Below are 21907 nucleotides of genomic sequence, written 5' to 3'. Positions count from 1 at the left end.
GTACTATAAGCAATGATAATCAATAATACTAAAGCTAAAAAACGAGTTTCACTTACTTAAGTATAGATAAACAACTGACAACTGACAACTAAGAAACTTTTACAGGCTTAGGTGTAGCAGTTGCAGAATGGGATTGAGATATAGCAGCAGTCACAAATCCTTTAAATAAGGGATGAGGTGCATTAGGGCGAGATTGAAATTCTGGGTGGAATTGACAAGCGATAAAGAAAGGATGTTTGGAATATTCCACAATTTCCACTAGTCTACCATCTGGAGATGTCCCACTCACCAGATAACCAGAATCTACCAACTGATTTCGGTAGACATTGTTAAACTCGTAACGGTGACGGTGGCGTTCATAAATGACTTCTTCTTGATAAAGTTGGAAAGCAAGAGTATTCGGAAGTATCCGACAAGGATAAAGCCCCAAGCGCATTGTTCCGCCTAAATCTACTACATCTTGTTGTTCAGGTAGGAGGTTAATAACCGGATGCTCAGTGTATGGGTCAAATTCGGCACTATTGGCTTCAGATAAGCCTTCGACATTTCTGGCCCATTCAATCACAGAACACTGCATTCCTAAGCATAAACCTAAAAAGGGAATTTGGCGATCGCGTGCGTATTTAATCGCCGCAATTTTCCCGTCTATCCCCCGACTACCAAAACCGCCAGGAACGATAATACCATCAACACCTGATAGATAGTTTTCCGGTGGTTCATTTTCCAAAGCTTCTGAGTTTACCCACCGCAGACGCAAATCACCATGAGTTGCAATAGCCGCATGACGTAAAGACTCAACCACAGAAAGGTAGGCATCACCTAACCGCACATATTTACCAACAATGGCGATTTCGACGGTGTGTTGAGGATTATACATCCTGTCCACCATCGTTTCCCATTGTGTCATATTGGGTTGACGTTGTTCCATTTGCAGTAAGTTGAGAACTTGTTCGGCTAATCCTTCCCGTTCTAAAATTACTGGGACTTCATAGATACTACGGGCATCTGGACTGGTAATAACACATTCTACAGCGACATCACAAAATTCTGATAACTTTTGTTTCAATCCCACAGGAATGGGGCGATCGCTCCGACATACTAGAATATCCGGTTGAATACCAATGGATCTCAATTCTTTCACAGAATGTTGAGTAGGCTTGGTTTTCATCTCTCCCGCAGCAGCAATCCAAGGCAACAAAGTAACGTGCATATATAACACATTACGTTTTCCTACTTCCTTTCGCAGTTGGCGAATTGCTTCTAAAAATGGTAGGGATTCAATATCACCTACAGTCCCACCAATTTCCGTAATTACTGCGGAAGGATTAGTTTCTTTAGCAACTCTGAGGATTCTGTCTTTAATCTCATTGGTAATGTGCGGAATTACCTGAACAGTGCCGCCATTGTAGTCGCCTCGGCGTTCCTTGTTAATAACTGACTGATAAATCAAGCCAGTAGTAACACTGTTTAACCGAGACATAGAAGTATCAGTAAAGCGCTCGTAATGTCCCAAATCCAAATCTGTTTCTGCACCGTCTTGGGTGACAAAAACTTCCCCATGTTGAAAAGGACTCATCGTGCCTGGATCAACGTTAATATAGGGGTCGAGTTTAAGAATCGAAACCGAATAATCCCGGGATTTGAGCAAACGTCCTAGACTTGCTGCTACAATGCCCTTACCAATACTGGAAACAACGCCTCCAGTTACAAAGATAAACTTAGTCATAGTATTTTCAATTTCTAGCAACTCTTAATAGATTTTGTTCCCGCAGGAGAATTTGTGTAAACAATGTTGGAGGCTTGTATGCAGGATGAATTTTACCCGATTGAATTCTCTTATTTGAGACCAATGTATTGCCACTTTTGCATTCATATTTGATTCTATCTTCGCTATTGTGCCACAGTCTCTATCCTCAAATCTTCTGTGTTTGTCCATGAAAAAACTCTTAGGGTTAGTATTATTTAATTTCTTATTCACCTCCTCAGTTGCATTAGCACAAGAACCACTTTTAGTAGTTTTTCCCCCTACAAACTACCAAACCAGCACAGAAAAAATATTTTTTATCGGTACAGCACCCTCCCAGGGTCAGGTTTTAATTAATGGTAAGCTGATTAACCGTAGCAAAGCTGGGCATTTTTCCCCTAGTTTTCCCTTACAGTTAGGAGAAAATATATTTAAAGTCCGTTACCAAAATCAAGAACGAGAGATTAAGATCATCAGGGTGTCCACTCAACCTGAGTTACCCCAGGGTTTAGGCTTTGCTCAGGATTCCTTGACTCCTGCTGCTAATATTGCCAGATTACCAGGAGAATTAATTTGTTTTAGTGCAGTTGCACCACCTCAAGCTACTGTCTGGGTGAATCTGGTAAATCAAAATATTGCCCTTTTACCCCAACCTTCCGAGGCGCAATTACCTCCAAATTCAAGTGTTTTGACGGGGTTAAGTCAGCCTAATCTTTCTAGTCTTACCAAATACCAAGGTTGTACAACAGTCGCAAATGCTGCTGATTTAGGAAAACCTCAATTTAATTTACAACTGAATGATCAAAGAATAACTCAAACTGGTTTAGGCAAAATCGAAATTCTGTCCCCGACACAGTTACCAGTTGCAGAAATTGCATCAGAATCAGGCGTTACTCGCACCGGTCCAAGTACAGATTATTCTCGACTGACACCTTTAGCTCAAGGAACAAGAGCAACAGTTACAGGTACAGAAGGCGATTGGCTACGCTTAGACTATGGGGCTTGGATTAATAGTAAAGAAACCAAAATTCTCCCCGGTGCAGTTCCCCCACAAACAGTAATTCGGAGTGTGGGTTATCGGCAGTTAGCTGAAGCTACGGAGATTCGTTTCCCATTAGAAACTGCTGTGCCGGTGAGTGTGGAACAGGGCAATAATTCCTTTATTCTCACCCTTTATAATACCATTGCCCAAACGGACACAATTCGCCTAGATGATGACCCCCTAATTTATCGCCTAGATTGGCAACAGGTAAGCCCTACACAGGTAAAATATACTTTTAACCTCAAAAAGCTCCAACAGTGGGGCTATAAGCTGAGGTATGACAATACGACTTTGGTTTTAACTTTACGTCATCCACCCGATCTGAAAAATAGCAAACGTTTACCTTTGTCTGGCATCAAGATTGTACTTGATCCGGGACATGGTGGTAAAGAATCTGGTGCTAGTGGTCCAACGGGGTATTTAGAAAAAGATGTGAATTTGATAATTTCTCAATTGCTGCGAGATGAGTTGGTGAAGCGCGGTGCTAAGGTGGTGATGACGAGGGAGGATGATCGAGATGTGTCCCTGGGGGAACGTCAGGTAATTATTAATACAGAAGAACCTGCGATCGCTCTTTCTATTCATCATAACTCTTTACCAGATAATGGTGATGCGGAAAAAACCAAAGGCTTCGGTACTTTTTGGTATCATCCTCAATCACACAGCCTTGCAATATTTTTACAAAATTATGTAGTTAAAAAACTTGGTAAACCTGCCTATGGTGTGTTTTGGAATAATTTAGCCCTGACTCGTCCCCATACTGCACCGGCGGTATTATTAGAGTTGGGTTTTATGAGTAATCCTGATGAGTTTGAAGAGATAGTTAATCCCCAACAACAAAAGAAAATGGCTAATACTTTGGCTGACGGGGTGACAGAATGGTTTAAAGTAGTGAAAGAATAAGACCCCACTCCTAACCCCTCCCCGCAAGCGAGGAGGGGGACTGGATTAAAAGCTTTTTTTACTAACTGTCAAAATGTCGGCGAAAACGATTGTCAATGTTATTAGTTTTTTGCTGATTACAAGTTAAGCAGAGAGTTTGTAAATTACTAATATCGTTTTTTCCCCCACGAGATAAGGGGATAATATGATCAATACTGAGTTGAGTTTCTTGGGAGATTTTACCGCAGCTTTGACATTGATTTTTATCTCTTTGGAAAACGTAGGTTCTGACTTCTGGGGGTATAGGAATGCGTGGGGTTTTGTTCATAGATTGATATTTTGTCAGAATCAGGATGTCCAGGATTTGAGGATTTACAGGATGCGATTTGGTGTTTATATTTTGGGATTTTTTGATTTAATTATTTGAAAATAAAGGTTTTATGGCGTTGGTGAATGAAAGTATGAATTTATCTCACGCAGAGGCGCAAAGAGTAAGATCTTGAGAAATGGAATTTTTGATTTTCATATATTAATTCAGCAACGCCGATTTTATTTTTTACTATCTTCACTAATCATACTAATAAATATATCATCAATTATCAATCTTAAAATAAATTAACTTTTCAGAAAATCCTGATTCAGACAATTAATAATCCTGTAAATCCTTAAATCCTGGATATCCTGATTCAGACAATTAATTAAAATCGCATCTACACAAACAAAGTCCACCTGCGTGGACTAATTTATTTATGATGTAGCTTCATTTAGCTTACGTTCTATCTCCTGAAGGAGTGATTCTGGTTCTTTGATTTCTGGTTCGTCAGGACAAAATTCTAGAGAAACTTTCATTCTTAATTTTCCTTTTTGCCACTTTTTACCAGGTGTTAAAATCTGACAATCAACACCTTGATTTACCCAATTTTCAGGTTTTTTAACCGATGGTAAAACACGACTATTTATAGATTTTAGTTCATGATTTAAATGGTTTAAATTACCATTATCTAAGATTACTTTTGATAAAGCTACATCTAATTGACTAGCTTTTAAAATATAACCATCAAAATCAATAATAACATCACCTTGTTCAGAATCTAAAATTTGAAACTTATCTTCTATCTCTCCTCCTCTCTGCGCCTCTGCGTGAAAAAAATCTTAATTAGGTGAACACAGAAAAACCCTGCATTCACCCAACACATTATACCTCTTCCTCCCCAATTATCGGCAACAAATGTTCATACAACTGCATCGCTTGTAAACAGCTATTAATTCCCGCAACTGCTGTATTATACTCCTCAATTTTCCCCGCAACCTGACTCAACAAACGTTGATTATTAGCAATCTTTTCCTCAGCTTCTTGTTGCAAAGTCTTCTCTAAATAAGCCTTCGCATAAGGATATTGTTGTAATATCTCATTTGCTTGTTTTTCCCCCATTGGTAACAACTGAGTTTTGATAGTTTGGTTGATAGTTTGACGAAAAGATTGACGAATAGTATGGGAAACTTTCGGTTCAAAGTCTAACTTCAATAATTGTCTAATTGCAGGTTCAGCGTCAACAATACTTTCTGCATCATACCCTTGAGAAGTTTGTTCTAACACTTGTCGAAATTGATAGATAGAAAAAGTTCCTTCATTATAAAATCTGGGACTTTCTCTGACAAATCTATCGCATTCTACACTAGCAGCACTTACCAAAGCTTGAGTAATCAATTTTTCTATCTCTTTTACCTGTAATTCAATTCCCCCATCATTACCCAACAAACGATATAATTGACGGTAATATTCTGATTTTCTAATCTTTGTCATTAACTGTTGAAATAGATTAGCAATCACTTGTTGACAAGACTCTATTAAAATGTCTTCCAACTGATTAGATAAGTAATAAAAAGCCTCCACCAAAATAGCTAATAAAGGTGCGGTTGCATTGCGAGGATGACTCAAAGTTGCACGACGATAAGCTTCCGCAACGGAAAAGGTATCTAGTAATTCATCAAGACGACGAATCATCCGTGATTGTAATTGGCGAAAATCTGTTTCAAATTCTTCGCAGTTATTATTAATTAATCTGTTAACTTCATCATGAATATGCTGATGAAAATCTCTCCCAACTTGCTGGAGTTGCTGATTTAATTTTTGCAACTCATATTCTTTCATACTCTCGATTTCTCGCGGTTGACTATCTAAATCAATTTGCACACTTTGATAGTGGTTCTTGAGTTTGATACAAATATCTTCTAAATCATCTGCGAGGTTTTTGAATAATTGGGGACGTTTTTCTTCTGTGAGATAGCGAGTAATTGATGTCCGAAATTCTTCAATTCCACTATCTTGAATAAGTTGGTTAATTAATGGTGTTCCCTGTTCGCTTAAAATTCTCACATAGTTATCATTGGAAGTTTCGTAACCATGAAGAGAAATTCTAAATTGACTGGGAGAAAGTTTACCTGAAGCAACGCAGTAATTATTAAAAGCATAAACAAATTGCGGTGTTTCTTCTTTCCCGTCTAAACCTTTAACACTTTCTGCAAAAATCGAATCCAAACCAAATCTATCTAATCGTGTTGTTTGTTTAAGTTGACTTCCGTAAAATCCTAACAAACCACTAGTTTTATAAACCCTATTAGTATCTCGAAATTGACTGTTAATTAAATCTTCTAACCGTTGTCTGAGTTGGTTATTGTACCAAGTTTCATCAATGCGGTTAAAGATATAAAAAACTCTGTCTCTTATCCCTGCATTTTCCCGCATTTGTTCTAACAGTTCAGTTTCTTCCTTTGTCATATCCCCTGCTGACGCAGGTTTGAGAACACAAACTACTGCTGACGTATCTGAATGTTGAATTTTTTGATATGTTAATTGTGCATCTTGTTCGACTGGTGCATCAATTCCTGGTGTGTCTATAATCACGTTACCATCTTCCAAAAGCGGATGATAACAATAATATTCAATTCGTTTCAGAACTGCGCTATTACTACCTCTGCGTGCATATCCCGCAGCTTCTTTGAGGTTCGTAAAATTAAACTGTTCCATTGAGTATGTAGCATTATTAACCGTATTTATGCGATCGCGGTTTGCTACATATCCTTCTAACAATAAAATCAACGCTTTTGCTTGTTTTGCACGTTCTGATTTACTTTCTCCACCTTCTTTTTCAATAATTACTGTACAACCTTGATGTAATAAATCAATTACATCTTGTTTATGGATATTTTTTACAGTATTAAATCCTAATTGTTGACACAAAAACACCGCTTGTTCTTGAATTTCTGCTTCACTCAAAAAGGTTAAAACAACTCTTTATGAATCTACAGGTGCATATTCAATTTTACATTCTGTACCAGTCGCGTGTCCTTCTGCACTATACAACAATTCCCTCTCTAATAGGGCATTAATCAACATGGATTTACCCGCACTAAAAGCACCAGCAAACACAATTTCAAACTTAGGAGAAACTGCTTTATCCAAAGAAATTTGCACAGATGTAATATCTTGCGATCGCAAAGCTGATTCTTGCTGTAGAAGTTGGAGAATCGTCTCAACTTGTGCTTGCAATTGCTGACACTGAGGCATTAAATTGGACATAGAAAGTGGTTAAACAAGGTGCATAAGTATTGTAATACCAATTACCGCCATTTAGCTACATTATTCCCAATGCACCACGAGTCACACCTAATTGGTTTTGTAGCTTCAATTCTCTCCACAGTTGCGAACCGATGATTTCTCCTTCGAGTAATTTCTGGTAACTATGTATTGTTTTTTGCACTTGTTCCGGTGTCTCGCTGACAAATTCAATCCGTAAGTGCTGTAAACCCAATGAAATCAGCCGTTGTACGTATTCTGCTCCAGTTTGTGCTGTGGCGTTATATACTGTATTTCTACATCCTGCGTCAGCTTTGAGAATATGTTCACTACCTACCCTATCTCTGATTGTAACTGCTTGTGTTTCACAAGGTCTACCACAATTTGTATAATCTGTTCCTTCAGATAAAAAAGCGCAAAATACACAATGTTCCATGTGAAACATTGGTATATGTTGATGTATTGTCACTTCAAAATTTTCTGCTGGGTAACTGGTAATTAAAGCTTCAAGTTGGTTAACATTTAAGTCGTAAGATGCTGTTAATCGTTCTAAATTAAAGCGGGTTTTAAAATAATCTGCGGTTAAAGGATTAGCGATATTTAAAGAGAAGTCACCAACACATCTTTCTGTGGAAAAATATTCTAATTGGTCATAATTTCTAATTAAATAACCATCAGCTTGGGAATCTCGAACTTGTTTTAAAATCCAAGTTTCTCCAGGTTTGGTTATCCGGGGTGGTGCGACAAAAATACTAATTTCTTCCTGTTTTGATTCTCGTACTATTTTTACTGCTTCTTTATAGTTGCGAGGATCTTCAAATTCACAATATATAGTTTTGATATCTGCTGTTAATACTGCTTGTAATTGTGCGATGTTTCTGACTAAAACAATTAAAGAAGGGGACGCGGGAATTTCTGTAGATTTAGAACTAATTAAATCTTGCCATTTTCCCTGATGATTTAATTCCCAAAGTTTTGGTCTACTTCTTAATTCCTCTAATTTGCTAACTATTTCCCGACGCATTCTGTTTAACTCACTCACAGGTAACATAATATTCCCGTTGAGATTATTTATAAAAGTATCTAAATGGAAAGGTGTATTCCCTAACCTGCCAAATTGTTCTTTTAATCTTTCTATAGAGAGGGGTTTTGTATGTGCTTCAGCTATCAATATTTCTGATTCTACTTGTACTATATTCCAAAACTGATCACGGGATATAGCTATTAACTTTCCGCCAATTTCTCCATGTACTTCGATATTAATCGGTCTGGTAAATTGGGGATATTCTCCCGTATAACTTTGACGGATTTGTTTATCTAATTCTGGATCACTTGTCTTCCAAACTTTATCACCTATATGGATATTATGGAAATTTAAATCATTTCTGCCAAAAGTTAAGATGACATCTTGACCATTAGGAATAACTGCATATATTCTTCCCCCTTCTTCCTTCCTTTCTGGGTGTCCGCAATCAAAAACAATTCCATCTCCCGGTTTAACAGGTGCTGCTAACTTTATTGTTATTTCGGCATTTCTAATTCGGGTAACTTCTCCCAAATAAACACCCCGTTTTTTACCAAATCTGGCATGGACTAATTCTTGATTATTAATTCCCTCAAACCAACCTGTATATAGTCCGCGAGAAAATGCCATTTCTAACTTATATTGGTCTTTCTCTCGATTAGAAAACGTCTCTATATTTGTTTCTAATAGTTGATTTAAAGCTTGACGATAAACGCGAGTCACATTAGCAACATATTCCGGTGCTTTCAACCGTCCTTCAATTTTCAAAGAAGTTACTCCAGATTTTACTAACTCTGGTAAAACGTCCAAACTTGCTAAATCTTGAGGACTTAATAAATATTTTTTATCACCTAAATTTACAACTTCCCCATTAGCAATTAAATCATAAGGCATTCTACAAGCTTGAGCGCATTCTCCCCGATTTGCAGAACGTCCTCCTAGTGATTCACTGGTTAAACATTGTCCAGAATATGCGACGCACAAAGCACCGTGAACAAAAACTTCTAAAGGTAAGGAAGTATTTTTTTGAGATATTTGTTGTTGAATTTTATTAATTTCCGAAATCGAACATTCTCGCGCCAAAACTACCAATTGACAACCCAAAGACTTAGCAAATTCTACCCCCACTGCACTGGTAATAGTCATTTGGGTAGAAGCATGAATCGGAAAGTCAGGGGAAAGATGACGAATCAGCCGACAAATACCCACATCTTGCATGATCACAGCATCAACACCAGCGGAAATGATAGTTTTGAGGTATTGCTGTGCTTCCGTTAGTTCCTGGGGGAAAATCAAGGTATTCAGAGTGATATAACCTTTGACTCCCCGGAGGTGCAAAAATTCCATTAATTCAGGTAAATCTGCTTCTGTGAAATTCTCAGCCCGCATTCTCGCGTTAAACTTTTCTAAACCAAAGTAAATCGCATCCGCACCATTTTCTACTGCGGCTTGGGCGCATTCCCAGTTACCCGCAGGTGCTAGGAGTTCGGGGATTTTGAGAGTAGGGGTGGAGATGCTTGTCATTTTGGTTAAGTCAAGGTTATGTCAGCTTATAGATTGTACCTAAATTGAGGGGAAGTTGCCTATAAGCTAGAAGTTAAACCCACGCGGAAAGTAAAACCAGGACTATATATCCGATTCACTCGTTCATATTGTTCACCCAGAAGATTTTCTAAGTAAAAAGTTAATCCCAAATTTTTATTTACAGGAATCCGTCCACTCAAATCTAAATTAAAGAAAGACGGGACAAAATCTGTACTTTTTTCTCCTGCTGCTGCATTATTAAAAACAGAACGACGAGAACCACTATTATAAGTAGCATATAAATTACCTTGCCATCCATCCTTTTGATAACCAATTCCAGTTTGTAGCCAAGAATAGGGAATCAAACCTAATTGTAATCCCTTTTCTGTGCCTGTTTTGATTTGAGCATCTGTATAAGTATAGTTGATAAAAGTTGACCATGCACTGGCAATTTTTAATTGCAATGCTGCTTCTAAACCATTGGTATCTACTAACCCAATATTTTCCCATCTGCCATTAATTACCCCCAAACGATTATCTAAACTATTCCCAAAATAAGTAAATTGTCCTAACAAATTTGCCGACAATCTCACATCTATTCCCGCTGTCCAAGTAGAACCTGTTTCTGGTTTTAAATCAGGGTTAGAATTCCAATTATGAACTGTATCAAAAACATATAATTGATCTAACCCTGGATTGCGTTGCGCCCCTGCCCAACTTCCCCGCACTGCAATAGCTGGATTGACTGCATAACGTAACCCCACACTAGGATTAAAATAACTCCCAAATTGACTATCAAAGTTTTGTCTTACCCCTAAATCTGCTTGTACAGCATCGCTAAGTTGCCAAGTATTAACAGCAAATAAAGCCGTATTAAAGACACTTCTATCTTCCCTTTCATTTTTAGCAATTAGGGCAGGATTCGTACTCAAAACATCGCCAATTAAATCAGTATTTTTTAAATCTAAACCCCAGCGTAATTGATTATTAGGGGTAATTTTCCATTCATGATCTATCCTAGCTTTGAATTGTTGTGTATCTAAAATTCCGGTTCGGTAAAATCTCGCTCCCGTTGGTCCATAAGTGCTAAAATAGTCTCGGTTGTAACCCAAGGTAGTTGTTAAATTGGAATTTTCTCCCTTACCAAGTCGAGTTTTCCAAGATAAGCCAATATTCAAACCATCATGATCTAATCGGTCTCTTTGTAAAGGAAAACCGAAATAAATCAACCCCCGACGACTACTCAGGGTAGTTACATCTAAATTCAAGGAGTTTTTAGGATCTAAATCTACACCTATGCTACCAAAATAAGTGCTGGTAGCTGTATCTGCATTAAATAAATATCCTTGAGCATCACGATTTGCAGCACCAACAGGAACGTGGTAACGATTATCTATAAAGAACCTTTCAAAGCTAAAGTTGTATTTGACTTTATTCGTTGACCCACTATAAGTTACCTGTTGATTATTTAAGTTTAATGAGCCAAATTCAGCACTAGCATTTAGTTTTGGTTTGCCATAACCTTCTTTGGTAATGATATTGACAACTCCTCCAAAGGCTGAAGAACCATATAGAGAAGAAGCTGTACCGCTATATAATTCAACTCTTTCAATAGACTCTACTGGAATACTATTTAAATCAGTTGCACCATGATAGGTACTGATATTACTATTAATCGGTCTACCATTAATCAAAAATACAGATTGATTAATTGAAGCTCCTCGATAGTATGTACCTGTGTGAATATCTGCGCCATGTCCAACATCATTGATAGCAAAACCGGGCATTCTTTTTAAAACATCAGCAACACTAGTTGCACCTTGTTTTTGAATTTCTTCTTTTTCAATTACATAAGTAGGAGTAGATTCGGGGAGAACGTCTTTTTCCCCAATGGTTTCAATAGAAATATCTGCATCGTCTGTAGGCGTTAAATCTGCTTCTGGGGTAGGTTCTGGCTTAACTTCGGTTACTGTTGGTTGTTGGGTTAATAATTGAGCATTTGTGGTGGGTAATTCAATGTCTCTTAAATTAGAAATATTTGAATTGACTGCATTTTGATTATTTTCATTATCAGCAGCCACAGCAGGAAATGCCACCAATAAACTTAGTAAATAAACTGGTAGAAAAAAATTCTTATTCATATTTTTGGACTCACACCCGGTAATAACAATCACTAATTTCTATTTTCCCTATGAATAGAAATCGTGTCAACAGACAAGCTGTCATACTTGTATTTGGGGTGTATTGTCGTCTCAATTTTCTGACATCTCTTGTTATTAGGCTTGTTTTCTTAATTTTCCATTTCAAATGTTGTTTGAAAAGTCTAGCAGGAGGGCGGGGAAACCCCGCCCCTACACAATTTGCTAAATTTCAGCTACGGCTCGTTCAATTAAACGTCGTACTAAAGTCTGAGTTCCTGTGTGTTCGTAGTAATTTGTAGCCACATCTAGAAATGCTGCTAGATAGTCTAGTTTATCATCAGCAATTTGCGTGAAAGATTGCAAATTACCAATTACTTTTTGTGGGGTTAAATTATGGCTGTTCACAAGTCCACTCATCCAACCGCTAACTGATTGAAAACTGTTACCGATAAAGTCTAGTTTACCAGCATCGCCACTGCCAGGAATAGTGTTTTTGATGCTTTGGAAAGTCTGGTTTTGGTTTAAATCCTGGGGATTCATTTGACTAATTCCAGATAAGGCTTTGTTAATAAAATCAGGTCCAAGGGGTATTAAACCATCAACACAAACTAATGCCACCATGCGGATAAGTGACTCACTACCATACTCACCTAAAGAGCCAACAAAATCACCGATACTATCTCCAGGAATACCGTTAATTTGACAAAAAGCGACTACTTCAGCTACTAATTTCAGGGTTAAGTCAATGGTTTGAGCTTTGTCTGGTTTGGGGGTCAGAGAGTTTAAAAAACCGAGCAGGGGAATGTTTTCCCCAATTTTATTAGCTAAAGCTGCTGCACCCAAAGCCTTATCTGCACCATCAACGGTTTGATAAAGCCAGAGGGCGGTTTGATATCCTTGGGATTTATCGTTAAATAGATAAATTGCTCTTTCACCAATTTGTTGAATTAAGTCTTCGTCAGTTTCTCCGGTAACGGTTTTAATAGTATTCACAAAACCAACTGTATTTTGCCATTCCCCAGGAGCAACAAAATCTAAAGCGTTCAACATGGAAACAGTCAAGTTACTGGTTGGTAATTCGTCAACTAACTGCTGAATTGGTTTACTCACAAAATTCTCCTTATGTATGTTTTGTATTAACGTCGGTTGTTAGTTAGGGAAGGGATTAAACTATTTCAACGTTGCTAAACCATCAAGATTAAATTTTTCTATCCAAGCTGCGCGATCGCTCGCAGTAAATGATGGACTTTTAGAAATCACCTTCACTTGGTACTTATTCACCAACACAGAAGTTTGAGTATTACCAGCTTTTACTGCGGGATAACCACCTATTTTCTCGGTGCTATTGGCAAATTTAGCCGCTGCTCCCGGTATACTGCTAGTATCAGAAATAGCGAGTTGGGCAACTACTTTACCATCCTTTTTCAAGTTTGCCTCAGAAAAGCCCTTTTTCTCCTGGGTATAGACACGATCATAGCCATCTCCACCACTGGGGAAGAATTTATTTAATTTACTACCCTGAGTTGCATTTTTAACTACTGCCTGTCCACTTCTTTGCTTCGTACTTTCCTGTTGTACCTGATCAAAACGACTAGGTGCTTTTGTCGTGCAAGCTGTAGTCAGTAGTAGAATTGATAGCAGTACAGCAGCTAAAACTCTCCGCCCACGATTTATCACCATTTTTGGCTTCTCCTTGATACTTGAGCTTGTGAGGCAATTATCAACTATTTTGTCACTTACAAACTAGAAAATTTACTTTTAAATAATGATTGGAGGTAGTGATGATCACAAAGTATTTGCATATCTTTGTAGTACAAAACTACGCGAGACGTTGAGCTATCACCGCATAAAAAGGATCTCCACCTCCTACTCCCAACCACTGCAAGAAACTTGGTGCTATTGAGGTCGAACAAATCACTTCCGGGGTCGTGAATCCAGGAACAGAGGTGAAATAGCCCTTGACTAATTCTACTCTAAAAGCTTCCGAACCATCTCGCCAAGCTTGAATTGCCTTTTGAAAAAACATCCGGTTAGAAAAACTAATAATTGCTATCCCACCGGGTTTCAGAATCCGATGTATTTCCGAAAATATCGCCTCTGGGTATTGGATATATTGCACAGAAACACAGTTAATAACAGCATCAAAGTCTTGATCTGGAAATGGTAACTGGAGATTTGTATTGAGATTTTGGACAAAATAACGATTTAATCGCGTATTTCGGGCTAGTTCTTCAGCATTTAGTCCGTGTCCTTCTACATGAGCAAAATCTATCTCTGTAGGTAGATGGGACACCCAAGTACTCATTAAATCAAGAATACGCATATTTGCTTGAAGTCGCTGACGATATAAATCAGTTAATTGTTGAATAAAACCATCATCTACATGAGTGACAAAGCGAGGGTAATCATAGAATAACTGATCATCCGATTCATCTAACTTAATCCGTTGATTTGGTTGCAGTAGCATAAATGTCTTTTTTACCTGATCTAAAAATTTTGGCTAGTATTTTAATTGGTAAGTTATTTTTGATAACTTCACTTATTTTACATGAGAAAATACTATATTTTACAATTCATAAATGTTTTTTAAATCACCAGCAATCATCAATATTATCCAATTAATCCGGCTATTTTGGCAATTACCATATTGCAAGTTATTAATTTGGCTACTCCCTTTATTGTTATTTACTTCTGGGGAAACCAGTCTCATGGCCCATGATGAAACACTTTATGCTTTGAGAGCCAGACAAATGGTAGAAACAGGTGATTGGGTATCACCTTGGGGTCATCCTCATCATAAAACTCCTGGTTTTTATTGGTTAATTGCTATTTTTTATCAGATATTTGGTGTTAGTGATACAACCGCAAGAATACCGACAATGATTGCGGGAATTTTGAGCATATTTGTGATTTATCAAGTAGGAGAAATTCTCTTATCTCAAAAATTAGCATTTTGGGGAATTATTATTCTCAGTGTAGAATTTTTGTGGGTACAATATTGTCGGTTATCCACACCAGATTTACCAACCATATTCTTAGTGTTTATAGGAATTTTCTTTTTATTAAAATCTGACATAGATCCTCAAAAACGCTATTTATATGGTTTTGTCACCGGGGTGAGTTTTGGCTTAGGTTTTTTGATGAGAAGTTTGATGATTTTTCTGCCAATGATGGCACTATTACCTTATTTAATCATAGATCATCGTCGTCATCGTCATTTAAATAACCCCATGTTGTATTTAGGGTTCTTGGTCGGTTTAATTCCTACCTTAATTTGGCTTTATTTTAGCTGGTTACGTTATGGTAGTGATAGTATTGGAGCTTTATTGGGATTTGTCATAGAACTAGGTACTCATGAACAACATAGAAATGGCATTTTATTTTATGTATGGAATCTAGCTTTAAAATCTTTTCCTTGGTTCTTTTTTGGTTTATTAGGAATAACATTAGTAATTCGGCATTCAATTTCTAAATATCCATTAATATTAATCGGTTTTCCCGTTATCTTATTTACTGAATTAAGTATATTTTCCACTCGCTTATCTCATTATAGTCTTGGCATTTATCCATTTATCGCTTTTCTATCTGCGGTGGCTTTAGATTGGTTAGGAAAAATTTACCAAAAAGGATTTGATAATCAATATTCATCTCATCGAATAGTTTATTTACCAAGAAATATTAGTTACGCTTGGGGAATATTAGGCATAATTTTAGTTTTAGCCGGAATAAGTATTTTAGTTTGGGGTGAGGTAAATATTTACAAATATGCAATTCTGTTGATATGTTCTGGTTCGGGTAACTTAATTGTGCCGTTAATCTGGATAGGTAAGTTCTATTATCACCGTAAGTTTCTAACTTCTCATTATTGGCTAGGTAGCTTATTAATTAGCTGCTGGTTATCTGTAGCTACAGCAGGTAATTTAGGTTTATTAGGTGATTTCAACCCAGATTTTAGAATATTTTACAAACAAGAAACAATTAATCAGGTTTTGCAGAATCATCCGATTGACTTTGTTAAAAATAAAGGATTTAATGATAAAGAGTCTCTGTTAATTGACTTCTATACACCCAAATATGGTAAGAATGTAGATTCAGTTTCCCAGTTACCTATGTTGAGTTATGCTTGGATATATCAACCAGGTTTTGTCAAGTTACCAATACATTATCGGGTTATTGGTAGTTTTAAAGATTATCAATTAATTGAGGTTTTATCTAAAAAAATATAACTTGCCTTTTTATATCCATATATCCCTTTTAAGCAAAAGCTTAAATTGTGGCCTTGCGAAGTATATATGTGAAAATTCCCGATAAATATTAAAAGTATAATTTAGGTTTATGTTAAAATACAGAAATATTCTCAACTATTGCAATTTCACCATGAAAAAATCAATTTCCCCAATTGCTTTAATTTTTAGCTGTGTATCTTTGATAGCTTGTACTACCGCACTAAAGGATACACTGAAAGAAGAGGCATCTGCTGTTGTAACACAAAATCAAATGAAAACTGCTCTGGTAGTAGCAAGTGAACAACAAAATAAACAAGCATCTTATCTACAATCAGAAACACAAGAGAAGAAAGAACCTGTTGGTAAAAACCTAGACAACAATAAAAATACTAAAAAAGGTGCAAATCAACAACCAACGGAGGGAAAGGTTAAAAAAATAGTCAATGGTGACTTAATGTGTTATGTCACCTTAGTAGATAATAAAGGAATAGAACACAATGTTGGCGCGAGTTTTGAAATTTGTGACGAGAAGAAGTTTTTGAATAAAAAAGTCCGGGTTGTTTATCAAGTAAAATCAGTTAATGATTGTCAGAGTGCAGAACCCTGTGGTAAAACTCGCAAACAATCAATCATTACTAAAATGGAAGTTGTGAATGAAAGTTCAAAAAAGGTTACAAATCAACAACCAACGGAGGGAAAGGTTAAGAAAATAGTCAATGGTGACTTAATGTGTTATGTCACCTTAGTAGATAATAAAGGAATAGAACACAATATTGGCGCGAGTTTTGAAATTTGTGACGAGAAGAAGTTTTTGAATAAAAAAGTCCGGGTTGTTTATCAAGTAAAATCAGTTAATGATTGTCAGAGTATAGAACCCTGTGGTAAAACTCGCAAACAATCAATCATTACTAAAATGGAAGTTGTGAATGAAAGTTCAAAAAAAAAGATTCCTACACCTTGAGTAATGGTAAATGGAAGATTACTATTAGTAATAGCAACTCTTGGAATGGGGTTAATGGTACAGGAAATGTGAGTTATCAAGGATGTAGTGCTGATGGTAAATGCGTGAGTTTAACAGGTGGTAAAATAGTTTGTCGTCATGGTCTATGTCGTACAGTTTGGAAAGGTGGAAATTACACTTACATTTTAGAACAACCCATTACTGAAAATGGTAATGCTGATTCTACTTTGACAGTCAGAAAAGATAGAACTGAGGTTTTGAAAGTCACAGGGTTGAAATAGATAATCAAAAAAACACCCCTGTTTATTTTCACTTAATTATTCAATGTTAATTGATTATTAGGCGTTGCATAATAGCGGTATGAACTGTATTTTCTGATGAAATTAGCAACGCCAATTATTACTCTTCTGGGGTAAAATTCTGATCTAGAAAATTCAGAGCATGATTGCGAAGTTCAAAGTATTCTGTTGAGTTCCGCATGGCCATTCTATCTCTAGGATGTGCAAAAGGAACTGTTAAAATTTCTCCTATTTTTGCCGATGGTCCATTAGTCATCAAAATAATTCTGTCAGACATATAGATTGCTTCGTCAACATCATGGGTAATCATCATGACTGCTTGACGATGATGTTCCCAAATATCTAATACTTGACGTTGTAATTTACCACGAGTTAAGGCATCCAAAGCCCCAAAAGGTTCATCCATTAATAACATTTTAGGACGAATTGCTAAAGCTCTAGCAATACCCACTCTTTGTTTCATTCCTCCAGAAATTTCATCAGGATATTTATCTGCGGCTGCGGTTAAGTTTACCATTGCTAAATGTTCATTAACAATGCTAATTTTTTCGGCACGATTAGCATTTTTCAAAACTTCATCTACCGCTAAACGGATATTTTCGCGGACAGTTAACCAAGGTAATAATGAATAATTTTGAAATACCATCATTCTATCGGCTCCTGGTTTACGAATCTCTTTGCCATCTAAGCGAACTGAACCAGATGTAGCTTTTTCAAAACCGCCAATTATTTTTAATAATGTGGATTTACCACAACCAGAATGACCAATTACAGAAATATATTCATCTTCATTAATGGTCAAATTAACATGATCTAAAACTGTGAATTTTCCTTTGTCCTGGGTTGGATAGGATTTAACTAAATTTTCGATTTCTAAAAATCCGTTACGGGGCAAAGTTTCTGTAGTAGTATTATGTGGTAAAGTTGTATATTCCATAATTAATTACCTATTTTTTAAGAGAGAAAAAGCTGAGAGGGAGAATTAGCACGAATATCAAAACTATGAAGATATCCTACAGGATCACTAGGATCAAATCCTTTTTTATCTATAAATGCTTCAGGAGGTTCAACTTTATAATCATCTTTAGGACATTCAATTCCCATTTCTGCGGCTATCTCTCGATATAAATCGGTTCTCCAACCTTTTGCGGCTACTTCTTCAGCATTCTTAGGAATTTCTTTGATTTGTCCCCATCGTGCTGCTTGAGTCATTAACCAAATACTGCGAGAACGCCATAAAAATGTGGAATGTTCTGCAATTTTGTGGGGAATATTGTTAGGAAGGTCATAAAAAATTGTGGTATCATCTGCTGTAATCGTGCGGTCTTTGCCATCAAAACCACCGTAATTATAATTGCCAATAATTCCCGGTCCAGTAAACTTAGTAATAGGAACACCGGGCTTTTTAGGTTTCGCACCAGTAAATGATCTTTCTGTCAGTAATTCGGCTATTTCTTGGCGATTTTCAGGTTTGCTGCAATATTGACAAGCTTCAATCATTGCCTTTACCAAAGAACGGTAAGTTTTAGGATAATTAACAATAAAAGATTCCATTACACCCAGGAGTCTATCTGGATGTCCGTGCCAAATTTCCTTACCTTGGGCGAAGGTAAAACCGATACCTTCATTACCTGTAATTGCTCTAGTATTCCAAGGTTCGGCGACCATGTAAGCTTGCATTGCCCCAATTCTCATGTTTGTTACCATTTGCGGTGGGGGAACAATGATGACCCGAAATTCTTTAAGAGGATCAACACCCGCAGCAGCGGAAAGATAGCGAGCAAAGTATTCATAAATGGCAGAACTGAGGACTACAGCCCAGATTTTCTTTTCTGGGGGTTGTTTGTCAAAATAGCCGCGAAAGTCCTTGCCAAAGGCTTCTAAAGCCCCATCACCGTATTTTTGTTGATATTCGTACCAAGGACGGATGCCATAGTCCCACATATCCCTATTCATGGTCATGGCGTTACCATGTCGGTGGATTGTCATTGCTGCACATAAGGGGGCATGACGCGCACCTTCTGCACCTATTCTAGCGTTGGTAACAGCACCGGAGACGACGGGGGAAGCGTCGAGACGACCGAAAATTAAGCCGTCACGGGAGGTAGCCCAACTGGCTTCGCGGTTGAGTATAACATTTAAGCCATATTTGCGGAAAAATCCTTTTTTCCAAGCGATCGCAAATGGCGCACAATCATTAACAGGAACATAACCCACAGTAATGTCCGGTTTCTCTAAATCTTGGGATTTAACTACGGGTGTCACCGCTAAAGCTTCTTCTGTGAGTCCCTTAGCAAACCTATCTCCCGAAACAGCACAGGATGATAATATTATTCCCGCAGTTGTCGCCCCTATTCCTGCAATAAAATCTCTGCGATTTAAATGATTTTCACTCATAGTAATTGATAATTATATTTGAAAAATTTTTTTCATCCTCTCTGCGCCTCTGCGCCTGAAGCGTGTTAGCGAAGCGGGGCGAAGCCCGATAAAATCATCAACTTCCAGGACGGTGAGTAACTAACTCTTGAATTTTGCCCACACCGTAATCTAAAACCAACCCAGTTATACCAATTATAAACACAGCCAAAAAGACAGAACTGAGATTTAAACGACTCCATTCATCCCAAACAAAAAATCCTATTCCTATACCCCCAGTGAGCATTTCCACAGCGACAATGACCAACCAAGCAATGCCTAAACTAATTCTCAAACCTGTAAAAATATAAGGCAAACTAGCAGGTAAAATAATTTTAGTAATCTGTCGCCAACGAGGCATTTCTAAAACTTGTGCTACATCTAAGTAATCTTTGGGTACACTAGAAACCCCCAATGCTGTATTAATAATAGTTGGCCACAGCGAGGTAATAAAAATCACGAAAATAGCAGAAGGATCTGCTAAATTGAACAAAGATAAAGAAATCGGCAACCAAGCCAATGGTGATACAGGTTTAAAAATCTGAATAATGGGATTAAAAGCCAGCATTGCCGGTCTAGACATTCCGATCAAAAATCCCAAGGGAATGGCGACTAATGCCCCTAAACCGAATCCTAATATGACCCGCCGTAAACTTGCTAATAATAGCCAACCAATGCCTAAATCACCTGGACCTCTTTCATAAAATGGATGTAAGATATAGTCCCAATTAGCAATTAAAGCTTCTGGTGGTGTGGGCATTAATTCATGATTAGCTAGTGCTACCACCCACCACAACAAAATAATTCCTAAACAACCTAATGCGGGAAATAAGAAAGTATCTTGAAAAATTATAGGTTTGGCTTTTCTCCAAACAGTTTGTCCAGCAATTGCAAAAATGGCAGCTAAATTTAGTTGCAATATCATTTATTTCACCTCAGCAGAGTTAAGCTTGGGTACGCAAATATTAACTAGTACCAACCTTGGACACTGATGAGATCAGAACATAATTAAAATTCTGTCTCTTCAGTCTCCTCTCAATGCCTACGAAGTTAGCTGACGGGCTAGGGTTGAGAGATACCCTTTTTTGCTAAATTTTCGATTTTTTTGAGTTATTAATCTCAAATAATTCAATTCATCAAGACAAAAACACGCCCCACAATTTGGTTCCTCCGTTCCAGCAATGTTGATTGTTACTTGCTGGACTAGGCTGACTTACTCGCAATTAATGATAGCACAATAACATTGATATCTAGTAATAACATCAGTATTGATAAGAAAAATGGTTACTCAACTACTGATATTGTATTCACTTTAATTATCAATCTAATAAACCTCTTTTTTTCAATTTCGCTAAGGCATCTTCAGCCGCAGCTTTTTCGGCTTCTTTTTTACTCTTTCCTTTAGCTTCACCGTATTCTTTGCCGTCTACTAATACTTTAGCTCTAAATTCTGGCGCGTGAGAGGGTCCCCCTATTTGTTCTGTTAGATATTTGGGAGGATTTGTGTTACCTTGAGCCTGTACCCATTCTTGAAACCGATTTTTGGAATCTACATTAGAACGGATTTCAACAATGTGTTCTGAGGCAGAATCAAATAATGGTTGAACAATGGCGCGAAGTGGTTCAACATTACGATTATTATCTAAATAATAAGCTCCAATTACAGCCTCAAAGGTACTACTGAGTAAGTTAGGATTTTGAAAACCCCCATCTCTAATTGTCCCTTTTCCTAATCTCATTCTAAAGTCTAAACCTACTTCTATGGCAAATTTTGCTAGTTGTTTTTCTTCTACTAGTGCGGAACGCAGACGAGTTAATTCATCTTCTCCTTTTTGACTATGTTTCTTGTACAGATATTCGCCACTGAGGAAATTTAAAATGGCATCACCCAGAAATTCTAAGCGCTCGTTATGTTCCCCTTCTCCGGGGTTTTCGTTAACATAGGAACGATGGGTAAGTGCTTGACGCAAAAGTTTTTCGTTAGAAAATATCAGAAGTTTGTGTACATCAGATAGTTTTTCTTTAATACGAGCTTCTTCCGCTTTTTCTGGAGACAACATTTTCAAAATATC

At 37.2% G+C, this 21907-nt stretch carries 16 protein-coding genes, 1 pseudogene and 1 riboswitch; of the genes and pseudogenes, 4 read left to right on the top strand and 13 right to left on the bottom strand.

All coding sequences use genetic code 11. The annotated features are described in order from the left end of the window. Positions 1 to 88: 88 nt before the first annotated feature. The gene (locus tag PN471_RS06030) at positions 89 to 1726 is read right to left on the bottom strand and encodes a CTP synthase (protein WP_271776067.1); all 1638 of its coding nucleotides are present in this window, start codon (positions 1724 to 1726) and stop codon (positions 89 to 91) included. Positions 1727 to 1934: 208 nt separating this feature from the next. Here PN471_RS06030 and PN471_RS06025 point away from each other — a divergent pair, with 208 nt between their 5' ends. After that, positions 1935 to 3689, top strand: a complete 1755-nt coding sequence (locus tag PN471_RS06025; protein WP_271776066.1) for an N-acetylmuramoyl-L-alanine amidase — start codon at positions 1935 to 1937, stop codon at positions 3687 to 3689. A gap of 61 nt (positions 3690 to 3750) precedes the next feature. Here the strand turns inward: PN471_RS06025 and PN471_RS06020 are convergent, their stop codons facing one another. The 8 genes and pseudogenes from PN471_RS06020 to PN471_RS05985 all read right to left on the bottom strand — a co-directional run bounded on the left by PN471_RS06020 (position 3751) and on the right by PN471_RS05985 (position 14401). Further along, positions 3751 to 3996: an HNH endonuclease gene (locus tag PN471_RS06020; protein WP_271776065.1), complete on the bottom strand. Its 246-nt coding sequence runs from the start codon at positions 3994 to 3996 to the stop codon at positions 3751 to 3753. Between the two features lie 419 nt (positions 3997 to 4415). Continuing rightward, positions 4416 to 4766, bottom strand: coding sequence for a KGK domain-containing protein (locus tag PN471_RS06015; protein WP_271776101.1), 351 nt, complete (start codon positions 4764 to 4766; stop codon positions 4416 to 4418). A gap of 97 nt (positions 4767 to 4863) precedes the next feature. Next, positions 4864 to 7248, bottom strand: a pseudogene (locus PN471_RS06010) (dynamin family protein). 55 nt (positions 7249 to 7303) lie between these two features. Beyond that, on the bottom strand, positions 7304 to 9793 hold the full coding sequence (locus PN471_RS06005) for a U32 family peptidase (RefSeq protein ID WP_271776064.1): 2490 nt from the start codon (positions 9791 to 9793) through the stop codon (positions 7304 to 7306). 59 nt (positions 9794 to 9852) lie between these two features. Beyond that, positions 9853 to 11934, bottom strand: coding sequence for a TonB-dependent receptor plug domain-containing protein (locus PN471_RS06000; RefSeq protein ID WP_271776063.1), 2082 nt, complete (start codon positions 11932 to 11934; stop codon positions 9853 to 9855). A gap of 222 nt (positions 11935 to 12156) precedes the next feature. Beyond that, positions 12157 to 13044, bottom strand: a complete 888-nt coding sequence (locus tag PN471_RS05995) for a hypothetical protein (protein ID WP_271776062.1) — start codon at positions 13042 to 13044, stop codon at positions 12157 to 12159. A gap of 60 nt (positions 13045 to 13104) precedes the next feature. Beyond that, positions 13105 to 13614, bottom strand: coding sequence for a hypothetical protein (locus tag PN471_RS05990; RefSeq protein WP_271776061.1), 510 nt, complete (start codon positions 13612 to 13614; stop codon positions 13105 to 13107). A 139-nt stretch (positions 13615 to 13753) separates the two neighbouring features. Continuing rightward, the gene (locus tag PN471_RS05985; protein WP_271776060.1) at positions 13754 to 14401 is read right to left on the bottom strand and encodes a class I SAM-dependent methyltransferase; all 648 of its coding nucleotides are present in this window, start codon (positions 14399 to 14401) and stop codon (positions 13754 to 13756) included. A gap of 112 nt (positions 14402 to 14513) precedes the next feature. Between PN471_RS05985 and PN471_RS05980 the strand changes: the two genes are divergently transcribed. From PN471_RS05980 to PN471_RS05970, 3 genes are all read left to right on the top strand, one after another. Next, entirely contained in the window at positions 14514 to 16160 is a 1647-nt protein-coding gene (locus PN471_RS05980; RefSeq protein WP_271776059.1) for an ArnT family glycosyltransferase, read from the top strand. Positions 16161 to 16311: 151 nt separating this feature from the next. Beyond that, complete coding sequence (locus PN471_RS05975) at positions 16312 to 17121, top strand: hypothetical protein (RefSeq protein WP_271776058.1); 810 nt, start codon at positions 16312 to 16314, stop codon at positions 17119 to 17121. Then, positions 17118 to 17402 (top strand): hypothetical protein, encoded by a 285-nt coding sequence (locus PN471_RS05970; RefSeq protein ID WP_271776057.1) that lies wholly within the window; start codon positions 17118 to 17120, stop codon positions 17400 to 17402. The genes PN471_RS05975 and PN471_RS05970 overlap by 4 nt, the downstream gene beginning before the upstream one ends. Positions 17403 to 17520: 118 nt before the next feature. Here the strand turns inward: PN471_RS05970 and PN471_RS05965 are convergent, their stop codons facing one another. The 4 genes from PN471_RS05965 to rnc form a co-directional block, all read right to left on the bottom strand. Beyond that, on the bottom strand, positions 17521 to 18357 hold the full coding sequence (locus PN471_RS05965; protein ID WP_271776056.1) for an ABC transporter ATP-binding protein: 837 nt from the start codon (positions 18355 to 18357) through the stop codon (positions 17521 to 17523). A 17-nt stretch (positions 18358 to 18374) separates the two neighbouring features. Next, positions 18375 to 19817 (bottom strand): ABC transporter substrate-binding protein, encoded by a 1443-nt coding sequence (locus tag PN471_RS05960; RefSeq protein ID WP_271776055.1) that lies wholly within the window; start codon positions 19815 to 19817, stop codon positions 18375 to 18377. 97 nt (positions 19818 to 19914) lie between these two features. Next, the gene (gene ntrB, locus PN471_RS05955) at positions 19915 to 20760 is read right to left on the bottom strand and encodes a nitrate ABC transporter permease (RefSeq protein WP_193895483.1); all 846 of its coding nucleotides are present in this window, start codon (positions 20758 to 20760) and stop codon (positions 19915 to 19917) included. Positions 20761 to 20859: 99 nt separating this feature from the next. Continuing rightward, positions 20860 to 21055: riboswitch (cyclic di-AMP (ydaO/yuaA leader) on the bottom strand. Between the two features lie 99 nt (positions 21056 to 21154). Next, positions 21155 to 21895, bottom strand: a complete 741-nt coding sequence (rnc, locus tag PN471_RS05950; protein ID WP_271776100.1) for a ribonuclease III — start codon at positions 21893 to 21895, stop codon at positions 21155 to 21157. Positions 21896 to 21907 lie beyond the last annotated feature (12 nt).

The organism is Aphanizomenon sp. CS-733/32 (assembly GCF_028330045.1).
Lineage (GTDB): Bacteria > Cyanobacteriota > Cyanobacteriia > Cyanobacteriales > Nostocaceae > Dolichospermum > Dolichospermum gracile.
This window is presented reverse-complemented; position numbering and strand designations above follow the sequence as displayed.

Bases quoted from the DNA above. Each gene is read 5' to 3' on its own strand.
- PN471_RS05965 (WP_271776056.1), bottom strand. From the start codon at position 18,357: ATGGAATATACAACTTTACCACATAATACTACTACAGAAACTTTGCCC.
- PN471_RS06025 (WP_271776066.1), top strand. From the start codon at position 1,935: ATGAAAAAACTCTTAGGGTTAGTATTATTTAATTTCTTATTCACCTCC.
- rnc (WP_271776100.1), bottom strand. From the start codon at position 21,895: ATGTTGTCTCCAGAAAAAGCGGAAGAAGCTCGTATTAAAGAAAAACTA.
- PN471_RS05985 (WP_271776060.1), bottom strand. From the start codon at position 14,401: ATGCTACTGCAACCAAATCAACGGATTAAGTTAGATGAATCGGATGAT.
- PN471_RS06030 (WP_271776067.1), bottom strand. From the start codon at position 1,726: ATGACTAAGTTTATCTTTGTAACTGGAGGCGTTGTTTCCAGTATTGGT.
- PN471_RS05975 (WP_271776058.1), top strand. From the start codon at position 16,312: ATGAAAAAATCAATTTCCCCAATTGCTTTAATTTTTAGCTGTGTATCT.
- PN471_RS05990 (WP_271776061.1), bottom strand. From the start codon at position 13,614: ATGGTGATAAATCGTGGGCGGAGAGTTTTAGCTGCTGTACTGCTATCA.
- PN471_RS06020 (WP_271776065.1), bottom strand. From the start codon at position 3,996: ATGAACAAAACCCCACGCATTCCTATACCCCCAGAAGTCAGAACCTAC.
- PN471_RS05980 (WP_271776059.1), top strand. From the start codon at position 14,514: ATGTTTTTTAAATCACCAGCAATCATCAATATTATCCAATTAATCCGG.
- PN471_RS06000 (WP_271776063.1), bottom strand. From the start codon at position 11,934: ATGAATAAGAATTTTTTTCTACCAGTTTATTTACTAAGTTTATTGGTG.
- ntrB (WP_193895483.1), bottom strand. From the start codon at position 20,760: ATGATATTGCAACTAAATTTAGCTGCCATTTTTGCAATTGCTGGACAA.
- PN471_RS05960 (WP_271776055.1), bottom strand. From the start codon at position 19,817: ATGAGTGAAAATCATTTAAATCGCAGAGATTTTATTGCAGGAATAGGG.
- PN471_RS06005 (WP_271776064.1), bottom strand. From the start codon at position 9,793: ATGACAAGCATCTCCACCCCTACTCTCAAAATCCCCGAACTCCTAGCA.